The sequence below is a fragment of the Prescottella soli genome, assembly GCF_040024445.1.
GTDB lineage: Bacteria > Actinomycetota > Actinomycetes > Mycobacteriales > Mycobacteriaceae > Prescottella > Prescottella soli.
Genome location: NZ_CP157276.1, coordinates 4,299,802 through 4,320,778 on the forward strand (window position 1 = coordinate 4,299,802; position 20,977 = coordinate 4,320,778).

The following is a 20,977-nucleotide window of genomic DNA, read 5'->3' on the forward strand; positions in this document are numbered from 1 at the left end:
ACGAACCAGGTCCGATCAGCAGATATATACCCGAGCGCGGGCCGTTCCGGCATGTTCCGGTCCTGCGGCGGGCTCGGCTGGACAGGTGTGCTCGGTGTCCGCCGCGGGTCGATCATTCGACGCGCGCGCGGGGGCGTGTGACGGTGGGTAGAAAGGCTAGGGTTTGGACTCGCTAGGCGTCGGTGGACTAGAGGGTGACAGCTCGTTCGGGGGCGACGTCGAGTCGCGACCGTTCCCGCTCTCCCAGGCACAGCTCGGTATGTGGTTCGCGCAACATGTCGATCCATCTGTGCCGGCCAACATCGCGCAGTACGTCGAACTCCACGGCGACCTCGACATCGCCCGCCTGCACCTGGCCACGACGCGTGCGGCGACGGAGACCGGTTCCGCGTACGTCCGGCTGCTCGAGATCGACGCCGAACCCCACCAGGTCGTGGACACCACTCTCGACGACACACCCGAGTACGTCGACCTGCGCGCGGAGACCGACCCGAGGGCGGCGGCTCTGGCGTGGATGCGCGCCGACTACAGCGCACCGGTCGACCTGCTGCGCGACCGCCTGGTCGTCGGGGCAGTCCTGCAGCTCGAGGACGACGTCTACTTCTGGTACAACCGCGCGCACCACGTCGTGCTGGACGGTTTCGGCGCGACCACGTTCGTCAACCGGGTGGCCGAGTGGTACACCGCCGCGACGGACGGCTCGGAGCCCTCGCCCGGCAAGTCGTCGCCGCTCGAGAAGGTGTACGACGCCGACCGCACCTACCGTGCCGCGACCCGCTTCACGTCCGACCGCGAGTACTGGCTCGAACGGCTGTCCGGTGTGGAGGAGACGACCAGCCTCGCCGGCCGCGCGGCGCCGCCCGCGCCGCTGAGCCGGATCGACAGCGCTGCCCTGTCGGTGGGGACCGCCGGCCGGATGGACGCCTTCCTCGATCGTGAGGACACGACGATCGCGACGGTCGTCATCGCCGCGTTCGCGGCGTACCTCGCACAGATGACCGGGCGCGAGGACGTCGTCCTCAGCCTGCCCGTCACGGGACGCACCACGGCCGTGCTGCGGCGCTCGGGTGGCATGACGTCGAATGTGGTGCCGCTGCGCCTGACGGTCTCCCCGGACACGACGGTGTCGGAACTGCTCGGTCGCGTCGCCACCGAGGTCTCGGGCGCCCTGCGCCATCAGCGCTACCGGCACGAGGACATCCGGCGCGACGTCACGGGCGCGGCCGGGCAGGCGTCGTTCTTCGGTCCGTGGGTGAACATCATGATGTTCCACACCGAACTCCGGTTCGGCGACATGGTCGGTGAGCAGCACATCCTCTCGACCGGTCTGATCGAGGACCTCGGTGTCAACGTCTACCAGGGCATCGCGGGCACGACGACGCACGTGGACTTCGAGTCCAACCCCAACCTGTACGGCGACGACGAGGCCCGACGCAACCACGACCGCTTCGTCGAGTTCCTCGACCGGTACGTCGCGTCGGCGTCCGATCGGCCCGTGTGGGCGATCCCGCTCGGCACCGACCTCGAGCAGCAGGTCGTCCTGAACGACTGGGTCCGGACCGACCACCGCTTCCCGCGGCGCAACCTCGCGGAGGCGTTCGACGAGCAGGTGGCCCGCACGCCGGACGCGACCGCGATCGTCTACGAGGGCAGCGCGCTCACATACGCGGAGCTCGACGCGCGGGTCACGGGTCTCGCACACCTCCTGATCGACCGTGGAGTGGGTCCGGAATCGCTTGTCGGCCTGTCCATTCGGCGATCGCTCGATCTGATCGTCGGTCTGTACGCGATCGTCAAGGCCGGCGGTGCCTGGGTGCCGATCGACCCGGACCATCCCGTCGACCGCACGTCGTACATCCTCGAGTCGGCGCGGCCGGCCTGCGTCCTGACCACCGCTCGCGACCAGGTCGACTTGCCCGCCGGGACCGTCACGATCGAGATCGACACCCTCGATCACGCCGGGCTCGACACCCGGCCCGTGACCGTTGCGGACCGGCTCGCACCACTGCACCCGGACAACACGGCGTACGTGATCTACACCTCCGGCTCTACGGGCCGGCCCAAGGGCGTCGCGGTCTCGCACGCCGCGATCGACAACCAGCTCGAGTGGATGCTGCACGAGTATCCGATGGCCGGGTCGGACGTCTATCTGCAGAAGACCGCGACCACCTTCGACGTGTCGCTGTGGGGCTTCTTCATGCCGCTGCGCGTCGGCGCCTCGATGGTCGTGGCCACCCCCGACGGCCACCGCGACCCGGTGTACGTGGCGAACAAGATCGCCGAGCATTCGGTGACCGTCACCGACTTCGTGCCGTCGATGCTGACGGTGTTCGTTGCGAATGCTCCTGCCGGATCGTGTGATTCGCTGCGGGACGTGTTCGTCATCGGCGAGGCGCTGCCGCCGGAGACCGCCGCCGAGTTCCGGCAGCTCTGTGGGGCCGGCCTGCACAACCTGTACGGCCCCACCGAGGCGGCCGTGTCGGTGACCTATTACGAGTCCGGCCCCCAGGACACCACGACGGTGCCGATCGGTGTGGCCGAGTGGAACACCCGCGCCTACGTGCTCGACCATCGGCTGCGCCCCGCGCCGATCGGGCAGCCGGGTGAGCTGTACCTCGCAGGCGACCAGCTGGCCCGCGGCTACGTCGGCCGGCCCGACATCACGTCGGATCGATTCGTCGCCAACCCGTTCGGCGGGGTCGACGGCATCGGCTACGCGGGTGAACGGATGTACCGCACGGGCGATCTCGTCCGGTGGCGCGCCGACGGCACCCTCGACTACATCGGCCGCACCGACTTCCAGGTGAAGTTCCGCGGCCAGCGCATCGAGTTGGGCGAGATCGAGACGGTGCTGCTCGCACACGACGACGTGTCGCAGACTGTCGTGCTCGTGGTGGCGACCGCGACCGGCGATCAGCTGGTGGCGTACGTCGTGCCCGCGCCCGGACGCACGATCGTTCCGTCGGAACTGGCCGAGTTCGCCGGCCGGTCACTGCCGGCGTACATGGTGCCGGCGTCGGTGACCGTGCTCGACGCCTTCCCGCTCAACACCAGCGGCAAGCTCGACCGCAAGGCCCTGCCCGAGCCGATGTTCCTGAGCAACAAGGAGTTCCGCGCTCCCCGCAGCGACGCCGAGAAGACCGTCGCCGCGGTGTACGCCGAGGTCCTGGGGATCGAGAAGGTCGGACTCGACGACGACTTCTTCGAACTCGGTGGCAACTCCCTGGTCGCGACGCAGGTCGTGACCCGGGTCGGTGCCGCCCTGGGTGTCCGGCTCGGTGTGCGCGAGCTCTTCGAGGCGTCCACCGTCGCGGCGCTGGCCGCCCGCGCCGGCGCGACCGTGGTGCGCGGCACCGGGGCGCCCGCCCTGGGTTCCGTCCCGCGGCCCGATCGGATCCCGCTGTCGCTGGCGCAGCAGCGGATGTGGTTCCTCAACCGATTCGACTCCGCGACCGCGGTGTACAACCTGCCGTTCGCGGTCCGGCTGTCCGGGACGGTCGACCCGCGGGCGTTCTCCGCCGCCTTCGCCGACGTGATCGAGCGGCACGAGTCGCTGCGCACCGTCTACCCCGAGGTCGACGGCGTCGCGTGGCAGGTGATCCTCCCCGCGCGTGACGTGGTGCGTGAGCTCGAACCGGTCGCGACCGCGCCGGACGACCTCGAGCCGACACTGCTCCGTCTCGCGTCGCGCGGCTTCGACGTGACGACCGAGCCCCCGTTCCGGATCGAGCTGCTGCGGCTCTCGGACGGCGAGTACGTGGTGGCGATGGTCCTGCACCACATCGCGGCCGACGGGTCGTCGTTCGGCCCGCTGGCCCGCGACCTGATGATCGCGTACGCCGCGCGCGCCGAGGGCGCGGCCCCGGCGTGGGCGCCGCTGCCCGTGCAGTACGCCGACTACGCGGTGTGGCAGCACGAGATGCTCGGCTCCGAGTCCGACTCGAATTCGATTGCCGGACAGCAGATCGCGTACTGGACACGTGCGCTCACGGGGTTGCCGGACCAGTTGGACCTGCCGGCCGATCGTCCGCGCCCCGCGGTCGCGTCCAACGCCGGTGCCAAGTTCCGATTCGACATCTCCGCCGACACCCACGCGCGCCTGCTGGACGTCGCGCGCGAGCACGGCGCGACGCTGTTCATGGTCGTGCACGCGGCGTACGCGGTGCTGCTGTCCCGGCTCAGCGGGACGTCGGACATCGCGATCGGCACCCCCGTCGCGGGTCGCGGCGACGAGGCGCTCGACGGGCTGATCGGCATGTTCGTCAACACGCTGGTGCTGCGGACGCAGGTGGAGCCGGAGGTCTCCTTCGCCGACCTGCTGGCCGCGGTCCGCGAGACCGATCTCGAGGCGTACGGCAACGCGGACGTCCCGTTCGAGTGGCTGGTCGAGGCGCTCGATCCGGCGCGGTCTCCCGCCCGCCACCCGCTGTTCCAGGCGATGCTGTCGGCCGAGGTGACCGGCGTGCGTGACCTGAGCTTCGCGGGGGTCCGGGCCGGCGCGGCCGAACTGGACGTGCCGATCTCGAAGTTCGATCTCCAGCTGCAGATCTCGGAGGCATTCGACGAGTCCGGCGAACCCGCCGCGATCGGTGCCGTCCTCGAGTACTCGACGGATCTGTTCGACGGGTCGACCGTCGCCACGTTCGCCGAGCGGTTCGTGCGCATCCTGGACGCGATCGTCACCGACACCGCGCTGACCGTGGGTGACGTGTGCCTGCTGGACGAGACGGAGCAGTGGCAGGTCGTCGACGAGTGGAACCGGACCGACCACGACGTCCCCGCCGCGACGCTGCCGGAACTGTTCGAGCGGCAGGCCGATACGTCGCCGTCCGCGCCGGCCGTGGTCTTCGAGTCGGGTTCGTGGACGTACGCCGAGTTCGCGGACCGCGTCAACCGCCTCGCCCGGCACCTGGTCGGGCTGGGTGTGGGACCGGAGGTCGTGGTCGCGGTCGCGATGGCGCGATCGCCCGAACTGCTCACGGCCCTGCACGCGGTGCTCGCGGCCGGCGGCGCGTACGTGCCGATCGACCCGCAGCAGCCCATCGAACGCAACGCGCACATTCTGGACACGGCGGGACCCGCGTGCGTCCTGACGTCGGCCGGTGACGACGTCGAACTGCCGCAGCACCTGCTCCGGGTCGACGTCGACACCCTGGATCTGTCCGGAGTGTCGCCGGCGCCATTGACCGACGGCGACCGGCGGAGCCCGCTGCGCCCCGCCAACGCCGCCTACGTCCTCTTCACGTCCGGATCGACCGGTCGCCCCAAGGGCGTCACGGTTTCCCACGCGGCCGTCGTCAACCAGCTGCTGTCGATGCAGGACGAGTACCGCCTGGGCGCCGACGATTCGGTGCTGTTCAAGACTCCGGTCACGTTCGACGCGTCGGTGTGGGAGCTGTTGTGGCCGTTGGAGACAGGCGCGCGAATCGTCGTCGCCGCCCCCGACGGTCACCGCGATCCCGCCTATCTCGCGAGGGTCCTCGCGGAGCAGGCGATCACGGTGGTCCAGTTCGTTCCGACGGTGCTCGACGCGGTCGCCGATCATCTCGAACGCGAACGCTGCGTCTCGCTGTCGCACGTGTTCTGTGGTGGTGAACCACTCACTGCCGCAGTGGTTTCCCGGGTCCGAAGCATCTGCGATGCGGCGATCCACAACCTGTACGGACCCACCGAGACTGCGGTCCAGGTCACCCGCCGGACCGTCGCCGAGGACGAGCCGACGGCGGTGCCGATCGGCGCTCCCGTCTGGAACAGCCGGGCCCGCGTCCTCGATTCGCGGTTGAACCCGGTTCCCGCCGGGGTGGTCGGGGAACTGTACGTGTCCGGGTCCCAGTTGGCGCGCGGATACCGCGCCCGGCCCGATCTGACGTCGGATCGCTTCGTCGCCGACCCGTGGGCGCCGGGCGAACGGATGTACCGCACCGGTGACCTCGTCCGGTGGATCGTCACCCCCGCCGGCGCGGGCGAACTCGAGTACGTGGGGCGCAGCGACTTCCAGGTGAAGCTGCGCGGTCTCCGCATCGAGCTCGGTGAAGTGGAAACGGCCGTCCTCGAGCACGTTTCGGTGTCGCAGGCCGTGGTCGCACTGCACCACGACACGCGTGCGGGTGACCAGCTGGTCGCCCACGTCGTCCCGTCGACCGAGGCCGTCGGCCCGTTCGATCCGGCGGATCTGCGCGACCACCTGTCGTCGCGGCTGCCGTCGTACATGGTGCCGACGTTGTTCCTTCCGATCGATTCCCTGCCGCGGACCACGTCGGGCAAGATCGACCGGCGCGCGCTGCCCGCGCCCGTGTTCGAGGCGAAGTCGTTCCGGGCGCCGCGGACCCCGGTCGAGGAGATCGTCGCCGACGTTCTCGCGGACGTTCTCGGCGCCGAGAGCGTCGGGCTGGACGACGAGTTCTTCGCCCTCGGCGGCAACTCGCTGATCGCAACGCAGGTGGTTGCCCGTCTCGGTGCGGCCCTGGACACGTCGGTGCCCGTCCGGGTGCTGTTCGAGTCGTCCACCGTCGAGCAGCTGGCTGTGCGGGTGGAACAGCACGCGGGCGCCGGCCGCCGAGCGCCCCTCGTCGCGCAGGAGCGCCCCGCCCGGGTGCCGCTGTCGTTGGCGCAGCAGCGCATGTGGTTCCTCAACCGTCTCGAACCGGAGTCGGCTACCTACAACCTCTCGTTCGGCCTCAGGCTGACGGGCGATCTGGACATCGTGGCCCTGCAGGTCGCGATGGTCGACATGCTGGACCGGCACGAGTCGCTGCGGACGGTCTTCCCCGACTCGCAGGACGGACCGCACCAGGTGGTGCTCGACGCCGTGCGTGTCGTGCCGAACCTCACCCCGGTCGACGTCGCCGCCGGCGAACTGGACCGTGCGATGGCGGTTTTCGCTTCCGACGGCTTCGACGTCACGACTCAGGCCCCGGTTCGGGCGGCGCTGTTCCGGGTCGACCCGTTCGAGCACGTGCTCGCGATCGTCGTCCACCACATCAGCGCCGACGGGTGGTCGATGGGTCCGCTCGCCCGCGACGTGATGGCGTCGTACGAGGCGCGGATTCGATGGGGGCAGCCGGTCTGGGAGACCCTGCCCGTCCAGTACGCCGACTACGCGCTGTGGCAGCAGCAGATCCTCGGGTCGGAGGAGGACGAGGACTCGATCGTCGCGAAGCAGGCGCGCTACTGGTCCGCGCACCTCGACGGACTGCCGGATCAGCTGGACCTGCCGACCGACCGTCCGCGTCCCGCGCGGCAGTCCTACCGCGGCGCGAAGGTCGATTTCACCGTGCCCGCGGACGTGCACCGTGCGCTGATCGCGATCGCCCACGACCGGAACGCCTCGCTGTTCATGGTCGTGCACGCGGCGCTGTCGGTCCTGCTGTCACGTTCGGCGGCAACCGATGACGTCGCCATCGGCACCCCCGTGGCCGGCCGCGGCGAGCAGGCGCTCGACGACCTGGTCGGCATGTTCGTCAACACGCTCGTACTGCGCACCCAGGTCGACGGCGGCGCGCGATTCGCCGATCTGCTGTCGCACGCGCGCGACATCGCGCTCGGTGCGTTCGCGCACTCGGACATCCCGTTCGAGCGACTCGTCGAGATCCTCAACCCGGCGCGCTCGACGGCCCGGCATCCGCTGATCCAGGTGATGCTCTCGTTCGAGAACCTGGGCGCGACCCATCTCGACCTGCCCGGTCTCACGATCGACAAGGTCGATCTCGACGCCCAGGTCGCGAAGTTCGACCTGCAGTTCACGTTCCGGGAAACGATCGGGGAGAACGGTGTCGCCGACGGAATGGCGGGCGAGTTCACCTACGCGACAGACCTGTTCGACGAATCTACCGTGCGTGCGTTCGCGGACCGCTTCCTCCGGGTCCTCGACGCCGTGGTCGCCTCGCCCGACGTCGTCGTCGGTGACATCGACCTGCTCGGCACGGACGAGGCCGCGCAGCTGACCGGCCCGGTCGGCGCCGCCGCACCTGGGCCGATGTTGCTGGCGGATCTGCTGACCGCCGCGGCGGACATCGACCCCGACGCGCTCGCACTGGTCTCCGGTACCGAAGAGATCACCTACCGCGATCTCGACGAACGGTCCACCCGGCTGGCGCGGCTGCTGGTCTCGCGCGGAGCGGGCCCCGAGGACGTCATCGCCCTCGCCCTGACCCGGTCCGTCGAATCGGTGACCGCGGCCTGGGCGGTCGCGAAGTCCGGTGCCGCGTTCGTGCCCGTCGACCCGAACTACCCGGGTGACCGGGTGGCGCACATGGTGTCGGACTCGGGCGCCGTGCTGGGCGTGACCACGTCCGAGCACGCCGCCGGTCTCCCGGACGGTATTCCGTGGTTGGTCCTCGACGACGCCGCGGTCTCCGCTGCGCTCGACGAGCAGTCGGTGGCCCGGCTCTCGCACGCCGATCGCGTGCGCGTTCTCGCCCCGAGTCACCCCGCCTACGTCATCTACACGTCGGGGTCGACGGGTGTGCCGAAGGGTGTCGTGGTGACGCACGCCGGTCTGGCTGCGTTCGCGGCCGAGCAGGTGGAGCGGTACGGCATCGAGTCGGGTTCGCGGACACTGCATTTCGCGTCGCCGAGTTTCGACGCGTCGATCCTCGAGCTGTTGATGGCGTTCGGTGCCGGGGCGACGATGGTGGTCGCGCCGACGTCGATCTACGGCGGTGTCGAGCTGGCCGAGCTGCTGGCGACGCAGCGCGTGACCCACGCGTTCGTGACGCCGGCGGCGCTGGCGTCGGTGGATCCGTCCGGCCTGGACGCGCTGGGTGTGGTCGTGGTCGGTGGCGAGGCGTGTTCGTCCGATCTGGTGGCCCGGTGGGCGACCGGTGGCCGGAAGATGTTCAACGCGTACGGCCCCACCGAGGCGACCGTTGCCTCCAACATCTCCGACGCGCTGGTGCCGGGCGAGGCCGTCACGATCGGCCGTGCGATCCGCGGGGCGAACACCTACGTGTTGGACGCGCGCCTGCGCCCGGTCCCGGCCGGGGTCGTGGGTGAGCTCTACCTCGAGGGGCCGGGCCTGGCCCGGGGGTACCACGCGCGCGCCGGGCTCACCGCGGAGCGGTTCGTGGCGAACCCGTACGGCGAGCCGGGCTCCCGCCTGTACCGCACCGGTGACGTCGTGCGTACCGGCGCGAACCGGGTGATCGAGTACGTCGGTCGCGCCGACGACCAGGTGAAGCTGCGTGGCTTCCGCATCGAACTCGGCGAGATCGAGGCCGTCCTGCACCGGCTGGACGCCGTCGCACAGGCCGTGGTGGTCGTCAAGCACGACCAGCTCGTCGCGTATCTCGTTGCGGTGGTGGGTGCCTCGATCGATCCGGCCGCAGTGAAGGACGCGGTGGGGTGGGCACTGCCGTCGTACATGGTTCCCGCGGCTGTCGTCGTGCTCGACGAGCTGCCGATCAGTGGGAGCGGCAAGCTCAACCGTCAGGCACTGCCCGAGCCCGAGTTCGAGGTCCGCGAGTTCCGGGCACCGGAGACGCCGGTCGAGGAGATCGTCGCCGACGTCTTCGCCGACCTGCTCGGTGTCGACCGGGTGGGACGCGACGACGACTTCTTCGAACTCGGCGGCAACTCGCTGATCGCGACGCGTGCGGTGGCCCGCCTCGGTGAGGCACTCGAGACCTCGGTCCCGGTCCGCACGCTGTTCGAGGCCTCCAGCGTTCATGCCCTCGCGGCGCGGATCGAGCAGGTCGCCGGCAGCGGTGGCCGGACCCGACTCGTCGCCCGCACCCGGCCCGACGTCGTGCCGCTGTCGTACGCGCAGCAGCGCATGTGGTTCCTGGGCCGCTTCGACCCGACATCGGCCGGCAACAACATCCCGGTCGCCGTCCGGTTGTCCGGACTGCTGGACCGCACCGCGATGCGGGCGGCGGTCGCCGACGTGATCGCCCGCCACGAGTCGCTGCGGACCGTGTACCCGGAGGTCGACGGAGTCGGCAGCCAGGTGGTTCTCCCGCCGTCCCAGGCCACGATCGCGCTCGAGCCGACCCCGGTCGTCGCCGACGAACTGGCCTCCGCGCTGGACGATCTCGCGCGATCGGTGTTCGACGTGACGTGCGACGTGCCGCTGCGGGCGGCACTGTTCGAGCTGAGCCCCACCGAGCACGTGCTCGCGCTCGTCGTCCACCACATCGCGGCCGACGGGTTCTCGATGGGACCGCTGACCCGCGACATCATGGCCGCCTACACCGCGCGCTGCGCGGGGAGCGTCCCGGCATGGGAGCCGCTCGCGGTGCAGTACGCCGACTTCACGCTGTGGCAGCGTGACGTGCTCGGTAGTGAGGGCGACCCGGATTCGCTGATCTCCCAGCAGATCTCGTACTGGACCGAACGGCTCGCCGGGCTGCCCGAGCAACTCGACATCCCGGCGGACCGGCCGCGGCCCGTGGTCGCCTCCGGTCGGGGCGCGACCCACCGCTTCACCGTCGACGGGGCCACGCATCAGGCGATCGTGGCGCTGGCGCAGCGCACGAACACGACGCCGTTCATGGTGGTGCACGCGGCGCTGTCGGTGCTGCTGGCTCGGCTGAGCGGGACGTCGGACATCGCGGTCGGCACTCCGATCGCCGGCCGCGGCGAGCAGGCGCTCGACGACGTCATCGGCATGTTCGTCGGCACCCTGGTCCTGCGGACCGACGTGGACGGCGGCAGTTCGTTCGAGGACCTGCTGGCCCGGACGCGCGAGACCGACCTCGCCGCGTTTGCGCACGCGGACGTTCCGTTCGAGCGGCTCGTCGAGGTCCTGGACCCGGAGCGGTCGCAGGGACGGCATCCGCTGTTCCAGGTGATGCTGACGTTCCAGAACCTGGGTCCCCTGGCGCTGGAACTGCAGGGGCTGTCGGTGTCGGCGATCGACGTCGATGCTGCGGCGGCGAAGTTCGATCTCCAGGTGACGGTGGCCGAATCGATCGAGGAGTCCGGCTCGGCGGCAGGGCTTTCCGTCGAGCTGTCCTATGCCACCGACCTGTTCGACGCGTCGACGATGCGGGTGTTCGGGGAGCGGTTCGTGCGCGTGGTGCAAGCCGCGACCGCGGACCCGTCCATCGCGGTCGGCAACGTGGACCTGGTGGATGCGTCCGAGCGGTCGCTGGTCCTCGAGCGCTGGAACGACACCGATCACGCCGTCGAGGGCGCGACGCTCGTGGAGTTGTTCGAGGCGCAGGTGGCGCGGACGCCGGATGCGACGGCTCTCGTGTTCGAGGGCGAGTCGCTGACCTACCGCGAGTTCGCGGCGCGGGTGCATCGGACGGCCCGGTATCTGATCGCCGAGGGTGTCGGCCCGGATTCCCTGGTCGGCCTCGGGATGCGCCGTTCGCTGGATCTGCTGGTGGGTATGTACGCCGTGCTCGCCGCGGGTGGTGGATATGTGCCGGTGGATCCGGATCAGCCCGCGGAGCGCAACGGGTACATCCTCGAGACCGCAGCGCCGACGCTGGTGCTGTCCACGTCACGGGACGCGTTCGAGGTCGTGGGGGAGAGGTCTGTCTCCGTCGTGAATCTCGACGAGGTGGATGTCACCGGTTACTCGGATACCCCGGTCTCGGATGCGGATCGTGGTGCGGTGCTGTGTGGTTCGAACATCGCGTACGTGATCTTCACGTCGGGTTCGACGGGGCGCCCGAAGGGTGTCGCGGTGGAGCATGCGGCGATCGTGAATCGTCTGGTGTGGATGCAGGCCGAGTACGGTCTGGGTTCGGCGGACACGGTTCTGCAGAAGACGCCGTTCACGTTCGACGTGTCGGTGTGGGAGTTCTTCTGGCCGTTGCAGGTGGGTGCTCGCCTGGTGGTCGCGGCGCCGGATGGTCACCGGGATCCGGGGTATCTGGCGCGGGTGATGGTGGAGCAGTCGGTGACGACGGCGCATTTCGTGCCGTCGATGCTGTCGGTGTTCGTGGCCGAACCTGCGGTGCGTCAGGTCGATTCGCTTCGTCTGGTGTTCGCGTCGGGTGAGGCGTTGCCGGCGCAGACGGCGGAACGGTTCCGGGCGATCTCGACGGCGGCGTTGCACAACCTCTACGGTCCGACCGAGGCCGCGGTGGACGTGACGTTCCACGAGGTGACCGAGGCCGACGCGGTGTCGGTTCCGATCGGTGCGCCGGTGTGGAACACGCAGGTCCTGGTGCTCGATTCCCGGTTGGGTCCGGTGCCGGTGGGTGTTCCGGGTGAGTTGTATCTGGCGGGCGCGCAGTTGGCGCGCGGCTACGTCTCGCGCGCGGATCTGACGGCGGATCGGTTTGTGGCCAGCCCGTTCGGGGCCGCGGGTGAGCGGATGTACCGCACGGGTGACCTGGTGCGGTGGAACGCTTCCGGTGAACTGGAGTACATCGGGCGCACGGATTTCCAGGTGAAGCTGCGGGGTCTGCGGATCGAGCTGGGCGAGATCGAGACCGCCCTGCTGGCGCAGGAGTCGATCGCGCAGTCGGTAGTGCTGGTGAAGTCCGAGCAGCTGGTCGCGTACGTGGTGCCGTCTGCCGGACTGGCGGTCGACGAGGGCTCGGTGAAGGCGTCGTTGGTGGCGTCGTTGGCGTCGTACATGGTGCCGGCGGTGTTCGTGGTGCTGGACGCGTTCCCGTTGAACGCGTCGGGCAAGCTCGACCGGAAGGCGCTGCCGGAGCCGGTGTTCGAGGCCAAGGCTTTCCGCGCTCCGACGACTCCGGTGGAGGAGATCGTCGCCGGCGTGTTCGCCGAGGTCCTCGGCGTCGAGCGGGTCGGCCTGGACGACGACTTCTTCGCGCTCGGCGGCAACTCGCTGGTCGCGACGCAGGTGGTGTCGCGTCTGGGTGCGGCGTTCGATACCCAGGTTCCGGTGCGGGCGCTGTTCGAGGCGTCGACCGTCGAGGCGCTGGCCGCGCGGGTTCAGGTGCTGGCCGGGGCGGGTGCGCGGAAGGCGCTGACCGCGGGGCCGCGCCCGGAGCGGATTCCGTTGTCGCTCGCACAGCAGCGCATGTGGTTCCTCAATCGGTTCGAGCCGGACTCGGCCGTGAACAACATTCCGGTAGCGATCAGGCTCGCCGGGACGCTGGACGTCGAGGCACTGCGGGCAGCTCTCTCCGACGTCGTCGCACGGCACGAGTCGCTGCGCACGGTGTTCCCGGACGTCGACGGGGTCGGAACGCAGACGATCCTTCCCGCCGAGCAGGCCGCGATCGACTTCGCGTCCGAGTCGGTGACCGAGACCGAACTGGTCGGGCGCATCGAGGATCTGGCGTCGGCCGGATTCGACCTGACCTCCGAAGTTCCCCTGCGCGCCACGTTGTTCCGGCTCGCACCCGATCAGCACGTGTTGGTCCTTGTGGTGCACCACATCGCGGCGGACGGCTTCTCGATGGGGCCGCTGACCCGCGACGTGATCGGCGCCTACGCGGTGCGTTCGACCGGTGAGGCACCCTCCTGGGCGCCGCTCTCGGTGCAGTACGCCGACTACGCGCTGTGGCAGCGCGAGGTCCTCGGCGCCGAGGACGACCCGGAGTCGCTGATCTCGGAGCAGGTCTCGTACTGGACCGAGCGGCTGGCCGGTCTTCCGGAGCAGCTGGATCTGCCGTCGGATCGCCCGCGTCCGGTGGTCGCGTCGAATCGTGGTGCGTCGTACCGGTTCTCGATCGACTCGGATTTGCACGCTGCGATCGAGTCGGCGGCGCGCACACACGGTGCGACACCGTTCATGGTGGTGCACGCGGCGCTGTCGGTGCTGCTGGCGCGGCTGAGCGGCACCTCCGACATCGCGGTCGGCACCCCGGTCGCGGGTCGTGGCGAGGCCGCGCTCGACGACCTGATCGGCATGTTCGTCGGCACGCTGGTCCTGCGGGCCGAGGTCGACGCCGGTCAGGCGTTCACCGACCTCCTGGGTCAGGTTCGCGCCACCGATCTCGCGGCGTTCGAGCACGCAGACCTGCCGTTCGAGCGGCTCGTCGAGATCCTCGACCCGGAGCGGTCGCAGGCGCGGCACCCGCTGTTCCAGGTGATGCTGGCGTTCCAGAACCTGGACCGCGCATCTCTTGAGTTGCCCGGCCTGAGCGCGTCCGCCGTCGACTTCGACGCGGCCGTCGCGAAGGTCGACCTGCAGGTGACCGTCGAGCCTGCCGCCCACGGATACTCGGTCGACCTCACCTATGCCACCGACCTCTTCGACGAGTCGTCCGTGCGGGCGTTCGGTGACAGGTTCGTCCGGCTCCTCGAGTCGGTGACGTCGGATCCGGCGGCGGTCGTCGGCGACGTCGAGTTGCTCGACGGTGCGGAGCGGTCGCTGGTCCTCGACGGCTGGAATGCCACCGGGCACGCGGTCGAGGGTTCGACGCTGGTGGACGTGTTCGAGGCGCAGGTGGCGCGGACGCCGGATGCGACGGCGCTGGTGTTCGAGGGCGAGTCGCTGACCTACGGCGAGTTCGCGGCGCGGGTGCATCGGACGGCCCGCTTCCTGATCGCGGAGGGTGTCGGGCCCGATTCCCTGGTCGGCCTCGGGATGCGGCGTTCGCTGGATCTGCTGGTGGGCATGTACGCGGTGCTGGCCGCCGGTGGTGGGTATGTGCCGGTGGATCCGGATCAGCCGGCGGAGCGCAATGCCTACATCCTGGAGACGGCGAATCCGGTTCTGCTGCTGAGCACCTCGCGGGACAGTGTCGACCTGCCCACCGCCGAGCGGATCGTGAACCTCGATCGGGTCGACGTGTCGGCGTTCGCGGATTCCCCGGTGATCGATGCCGAGCGGCGCTCGCCGCTGCTGCGCGACAACGCGGCATACGTGATCTTCACGTCGGGTTCGACGGGCCGTCCCAAGGGTGTCGCGGTCGGACATGCGGCGATCGTCAACCAGATCCGCTGGCTGTGCGCCGAGTACGGACTGTCCGCGGCCGACGTGGTGCTGCAGAAGACGCCGTTCACGTTCGACGTGTCGCTGTGGGAGCTGTTCGGCACGCTCGCGGTCGGTGGCCGCCTGGTGATCGCGGCCCCGGACGGGCACCGCGACCCGGCGTACCTGAAGCGCGTGATCGAGGAGCAGGCGGTGACGACGACGTCGTTCGTGCCGTCGATGCTGTCGGCGTTCACCGCGGAACTGGCCGAGGGTGACTGCGGGACGCTGCGTGCGGTGCTGGTGGCCGGTGAGGCGTTCCCGACCGCGGCGGCGGAGGCGTTCGCCGCGGTGAACGGCGCCGAGCTGCACAACCTGTACGGTCCGACCGAGTTCGCGGTGCACGCCACGGCACGCCCGGTCGCGAGCACCGCAGGCTCGAGCGTCCCGATGGGATCGCCGGTGTGGAACAGCCGGGCGTACGTGCTCGACGCACGGCTGCGTCCGGTGCCGGCCGGTGTGGCCGGCGAGCTGTACCTGGCCGGAATCCAGTTGGCGCGCGGCTACTTCGGTCGAGGCGACCTGACGGCGGACCGCTTCGTGGCGAATCCGTTCGGCGCCACCGGTGAGCGGATGTACCGGACGGGTGACCTGGTGCGCTGGAACGCTTCCGGTGAACTGGAGTACATCGGGCGCACGGACTTCCAGGTGAAGCTGCGGGGTCTGCGGATCGAGCTGGGCGAGATCGAGACGGCGCTGCTGGCGCTGCCGGAGATCACGCAGTCGGTGGTGCTGGTGAAGTCCGATCAGCTGGTCGCGTACGTGGTGGCCGACGCGCCGTTCGATGTCGCTGCGGTGAAGGCCGAGCTGTCGCGGTCGCTGGCGTCGTACATGGTGCCGTCGACGTTCGTGGTCCTCGATGCGTTCCCGTTGAACGCGTCGGGCAAGCTCGACCGGAAGGCGCTGCCGGAGCCGGTGTTCGAGACGCGCGAGTTCCGCGCGCCGACGACGCCGGTGGAGGAGATCGTCGCGGGCGTGTTCGCCGAGGTCCTCGACCTCGACCGGGTCGGGCTGGACGACGACTTCTTCGCGCTCGGCGGCAACTCGCTGGTCGCGACGCAGGTGGTGTCGCGTCTGGGCGCGGCACTCGACACCCGTGTCCCGGTGCGTGAGCTGTTCGAGGCGTCGACGGTGGAGACGCTGGCGGCGCGGCTGTCGGAGCAGTCCGGCGGCGGCCGTCAGGCCCTGGTCGCGCGGCCCCGGCCGGAACGGATCCCGCTGTCGCTCGCGCAGCGGCGAATGTGGTTCCTCAACCGGTTCGACACCGAATCGACGGCGTACAACATCCCGATGGCGCTGCGACTATCCGGCGACCTCGACGTGGCCGCCCTGGAGCAGGCCATCACCGACGTGACGGCGCGACACGAGTCGCTGCGGACGGTGTTCCCCGCGACCGACGAGGGCCCGCAGCAGGTGATCCTGCCCGCCGACCGGGCGGTGCTCGCGCTCGCGGCGATCGACGTCGACCCGAGCGACGTGCCGGAGCGGCTGCGTGCACTCGCGTCGACCCGCTTCGACGTGACGACCGACGTCCCGATCCGGGTGGAGCTGTACCGAATCGGCGCCGGCGAGTTCGTGCTCGGCATGGTCGTCCACCACATCAGCGCGGACGGCGCGTCCCTCGCCCCGTTGACGCGGGACGTCATGACCGCGTACGCCGCGCGTTCGACCGGGCACGCGCCCGGCTGGGCGCCGCTGACGGTCCAGTACGCCGACTACGCGCTGTGGCAGCGTGAGGTCCTCGGCGACGAGGGCGATTCGGAATCGCTGTCGGCGCAGCAGCTCTCGTACTGGTCGCAGCGTCTGGCGGACCTGCCGGATCAGCTGAACCTGCCGACCGATCACCCCCGTCCGGCGGTGCAGTCGTTCCGCGGCGGGCTGGTCGAGTTCGAGATCGACGCCCCGACCCACCGCGGTCTGCGCGACCTCGCACGCGGCCAGAACGCGACGGTGTTCATGGCGGTCCACTCGGCGTTCGCGGTGCTGCTGTCGCGGCTCTCGGGCAGCGACGACATCGCAGTCGGTACCCCGATCGCCGGTCGCGGCGAGTCCGCGCTCGACGACCTCGTCGGCATGTTCGTCAACACGCTCGTGTTCCGGACCCGGATCGACGGCGGGCGCTCGTTCGTCGACACGCTCGCCGCCGTCCGCGAGGGTGACCTGCAGGCGTTCGCGAACGCCGACGTTCCGTTCGAGCGACTGGTCGAGGTCCTCAACCCGGCGCGGTCCACCGCCCGCCATCCGCTGTTCCAGGTGGGCTTCTCGTTCCAGAACCATGATCGTGGCAGCCTCGAACTGCCCGGGCTCACGGTGGACGTGGCCGAGGTGGAATCCGGTGTGGCGCAGTTCGATCTGCACCTCATCGTCGAGGATCGCTACGACGACAGCGGCGATCCGGTCGGCATGAAGGCGTCCATGACGTACGCGACCGACCTGTTCGACGAGCCGACCGTCCGCTCGTTCGCGGACCGGTTCGCCCGACTGCTCGCGACCGTCGTCGTCAAGCCGACGCTCCCGGTGGGTGACGTCGACCTGCTCGGCAGCGACGAGCGCGCGCAGTTGCTGACCGGCTGGAACGCGACCGACCGCCCGGCGGAGGCGGCGACGCTGGTCGACCTGTTCGACGCCCAGGTCGCGGCCACACCAGACGCCGTCGCGCTGGTGTCGGGCGACGAGTGCCTGACGTACGCCGAGTTCGATGCGCGTGTGAACCGTCTCGCGCGGCACCTCGTCGGCCGGGGTGTCGGACCGGAATCGTCCGTGGCCCTGGCGATCCGCCGATCGGTCGACCTGCTGGTCGCCATGTACGCGGTGGCCAAGACCGGCGGCGCCTACGTCCCCGTGGACCCGGACCAGCCCGCGGAGCGGACCGGTTACATCCTCGACGCGGCCGGGCCGGTCTGTGTCCTGACGACGTCGCGCGACGGATTCACCGTGCAACGGGACGGCACCGCCGTCGCAGACGCGTGGCCGGTCGTCGAGATCGACGCGCTCGACCTCGGCGGGCTCTCGGGTGCGCCGATCACCGACGCCGATCGACTGCGCCCGCTGGATTCCCGAAACACCGCGTACGTGATCTTCACGTCCGGTTCGACGGGCCGGCCCAAGGGCGTCGCCGTCCCGCACGGCGCGATTGTCAACCAGTTGCGTTGGATGCGTGCCGAGTACGGGCTGGGCGCGTCGGACGCGGCACTGCTCAAGACCGCGGCCACGTTCGACCTGTCGGTGTGGGAGTTCTGGTCGATGACGACGTGCGGTGGCCGCCTCGTCATCGCGACACCGGACGGGCACCGGGATCCCGGCTACCTGCTGGAGGTGCTGCGCGACGAGCAGGTGACCGCGTTCCACGTGGTGCCGTCGATGCTCTCGATGCTGCTGACCACCGCGGACGGGGTGTTGCCGCCGTCGCTGCGGCACGTCTTCGCGATCGGCGAGGCGCTGCCGGCCGCCACGGCGCAGGCGTTCGGGGAGCGGAACACCGCGACGCTGCACAACCTGTACGGCCCCACCGAGGCCGCGGTGTCGGTGACCCACCACGAGGTGACCGCCGCCGACACCACCGTGGTCCCGATCGGTGTCCCGGAGTGGAACACCCAGGTGTACGTGCTGGATTCGCGGCTGAGCCCGGTGCCGGCGGGCGTGACCGGCGAGCTGTACCTCGCCGGTGCGCAGTTGGCCCGCGGCTACTTCGGCCGGTCCGATCTGACCGCCGACCGGTTCGTCGCGAACCCTTGGGGCAGCGGCGAGCGGATGTACCGCACCGGTGACGTCGTCCGATGGACGCCCGCGGGGGAACTCGAGTATGTCGAGCGGGCGGACTTCCAGGTCAAGGTGCGCGGCTTCCGCATCGAACTCGGTGAGATCGAGGCTGCGCTGCGGGAGTCGCCGGTGGTGGCGGCCGCGGCGGTCACCGCGCACAGCGACGACCGCACCGGCGACCGCCTGGTCGCGTACCTGGTGCCGGCGGCGGGCTCGGACCTCGACACCGAGCAGGTCCAGGTGGAGCTGTCGCGGACCCTGCCGTCGTACATGGTGCCGTCGGCGTTCGTGGTGCTCGAGGCGTTGCCGCTCAACGCGAACGGCAAGCTCGACCGCAAGGCGCTTCCCGCGCCGGTGTTCGAGGCCCGGGACTTCCGGGCCGCGACCACCCGGCTCGAGGAGATCGTCGCGGGCGCGTTCGCGGACGTGCTCGGGGTGGAGCGGGTCGGCCTGGACGACGACTTCTTCGCGCTCGGCGGTAACTCGCTGGTCGCGACGCAGTTGGTGGCCCGGCTCGGTGCCGCCCTCGACACGCAGGTGCCGGTGCGCGTGGTGTTCGAGGACTCCACTGTCGCCGGGGTCGTTGCCGCGGTCACACCGCTCGTGGGCCGCGGGGCACGGGCCCCGCTCACGGCCCGGCCGCGCCCCGACCGGGTTCCGCTGTCGCTCGCGCAGCAGCGGATGTGGACGCTGAACCAGGTGGATCCGGCGTCGTCCGCCTACAACATCCCGGTGGCGGTCCGGCTGTCCGGCGCGCTCGACATCGATGTCCTGCGGGACGCGATCACCGACGTGATCGCGCGGCACGAGGTGCTGCACACGATGTACCCGGACAGCGGCGACAACACCGACGGTCCGGCCCAGCAGCTGGTTCCGGTCGATCGGGCCGTGCCGCGGTTGGATCCGGTCGCGGTGACCGAGGCCGAGATCGTCGACCGGCTCACCGAGTTCGTCGGACGCGGATTCGACGTCACGACCGAGGTGCCGGTGCGCGACGCGCTGTTCGACCTCGGCGCCGACGAGCACGTGCTCGCGTTCGTGGCGCACCACATCAGCGCCGACGGATTCTCGATGGGTCCGCTGATCCGGGACGTGATGCTCGCGTACGTGGCGCGGGTCGACGGCGGTGCGCCGCAGTGGCAGCCGCTGAGCGTGCAGTATGCCGACTACAGCCTGTGGCAGCGGGAGGTGCTCGGTGACGAGTCCGACCCGGACGCCGCGGTGTCGCGTCAGATCGCGTACTGGGCGGACGCACTGAAGGACGCCCCCGAACTGTCGGCGCTGCCGACGGACCGCCCGCGCCCGGCCCGGCCGTCGATGGCCGGCGCCTCGGTCGAGATCGACATCGACGCGGAACTCGCTGCGCGCGTGGAGAACACGGCCCGCGAGCAGGGGGCGACGACGTTCATGGTGTTCCATGCGGCGCTCGCGGTGCTGCTGTCGCGGGTCGGTGGTTCGAACGACGTCACGATCGGCACGCCGGTCGCGGGCCGCGGTGAGGCCGCGCTCGACGACATGATCGGCATGTTCGTGAACACGTTGGCGCTGCGGACCCGCGTCGAGCCGTCGTCGTCGTTCACGGACCTGCTGGCGCACGCGCGGACGCAGGATCTCGCCGCGTTCGGCAACGCCGACGTGCCGTTCGAGCAGGTGGTGGAGGCGGCCGGGGTCCGGCGGTCGAGCGCGTACACGCCGCTGTTCCAGGTGATGCTGACGTTCCAGAACATGGACACCGGCACGTTCGCGCTGCCGGGGCTCGAGGTGTCGGCGCTCGACCTGGGCGGCGACCAGGCGAAGTTCGACCTGCAGCTCACCGCGGTGGAGCAGTTCGGTGCCGACGGAGCCCTCACCGGATTCCGGGCGCTGTTCACCTACGCGACGGATCTGTTCGATCGGGACACGGTGGCCGCGTTCGGGGAGCGGTTCGTGCGGATCCTCGACGCAGTGACCGGCGACCCGGCGATCGTGTTGCGGGCCATCGACGTCACCACCGACGCCGAGCGCGAGGCGCTCGTGCCGAAGAAGGAACTGACGGTCGAGGACCTGCCCGAACTGGTGGCCGGCGCCGCCCGGGTCGCGCCCGACACGGTGGCCGTCTCGCACGGCGGTACCGACGTCACGTTCGGCGACCTGCACACCAAGATCGACACCACGGCGAAGGCGACAGGCGGCGCCCTGAAGCCCGAGGCGCTCATGACCGTGGCGCTGTCGGGTCTGCTGCCAGGAATCCTGCCGGCGCTGGGTGCGGAGGGCTACGGCGCGGTGATCGCCAAGATGATCGTCGACGCCGCAGCGCTGGCCGACGGTGCGGCGAGCGCCGAGGGCGGAATCGAGTGATCGCGTTCGGATGAGGCCGGGGGAGTCGATCGA

1 protein-coding gene is annotated in these 20,977 nt (G+C 70.2%); it reads left to right on the forward strand.

Annotated elements, in window-relative coordinates:
* Positions 1–163 precede the first annotated feature (163 nt).
* Positions 164–20,944, forward strand: a complete 20,781-nt coding sequence (locus ABI214_RS20045) for a non-ribosomal peptide synthase/polyketide synthase (RefSeq protein ID WP_348604242.1) — start codon at positions 164–166, stop codon at positions 20,942–20,944.
* Positions 20,945–20,977 lie beyond the last annotated feature (33 nt).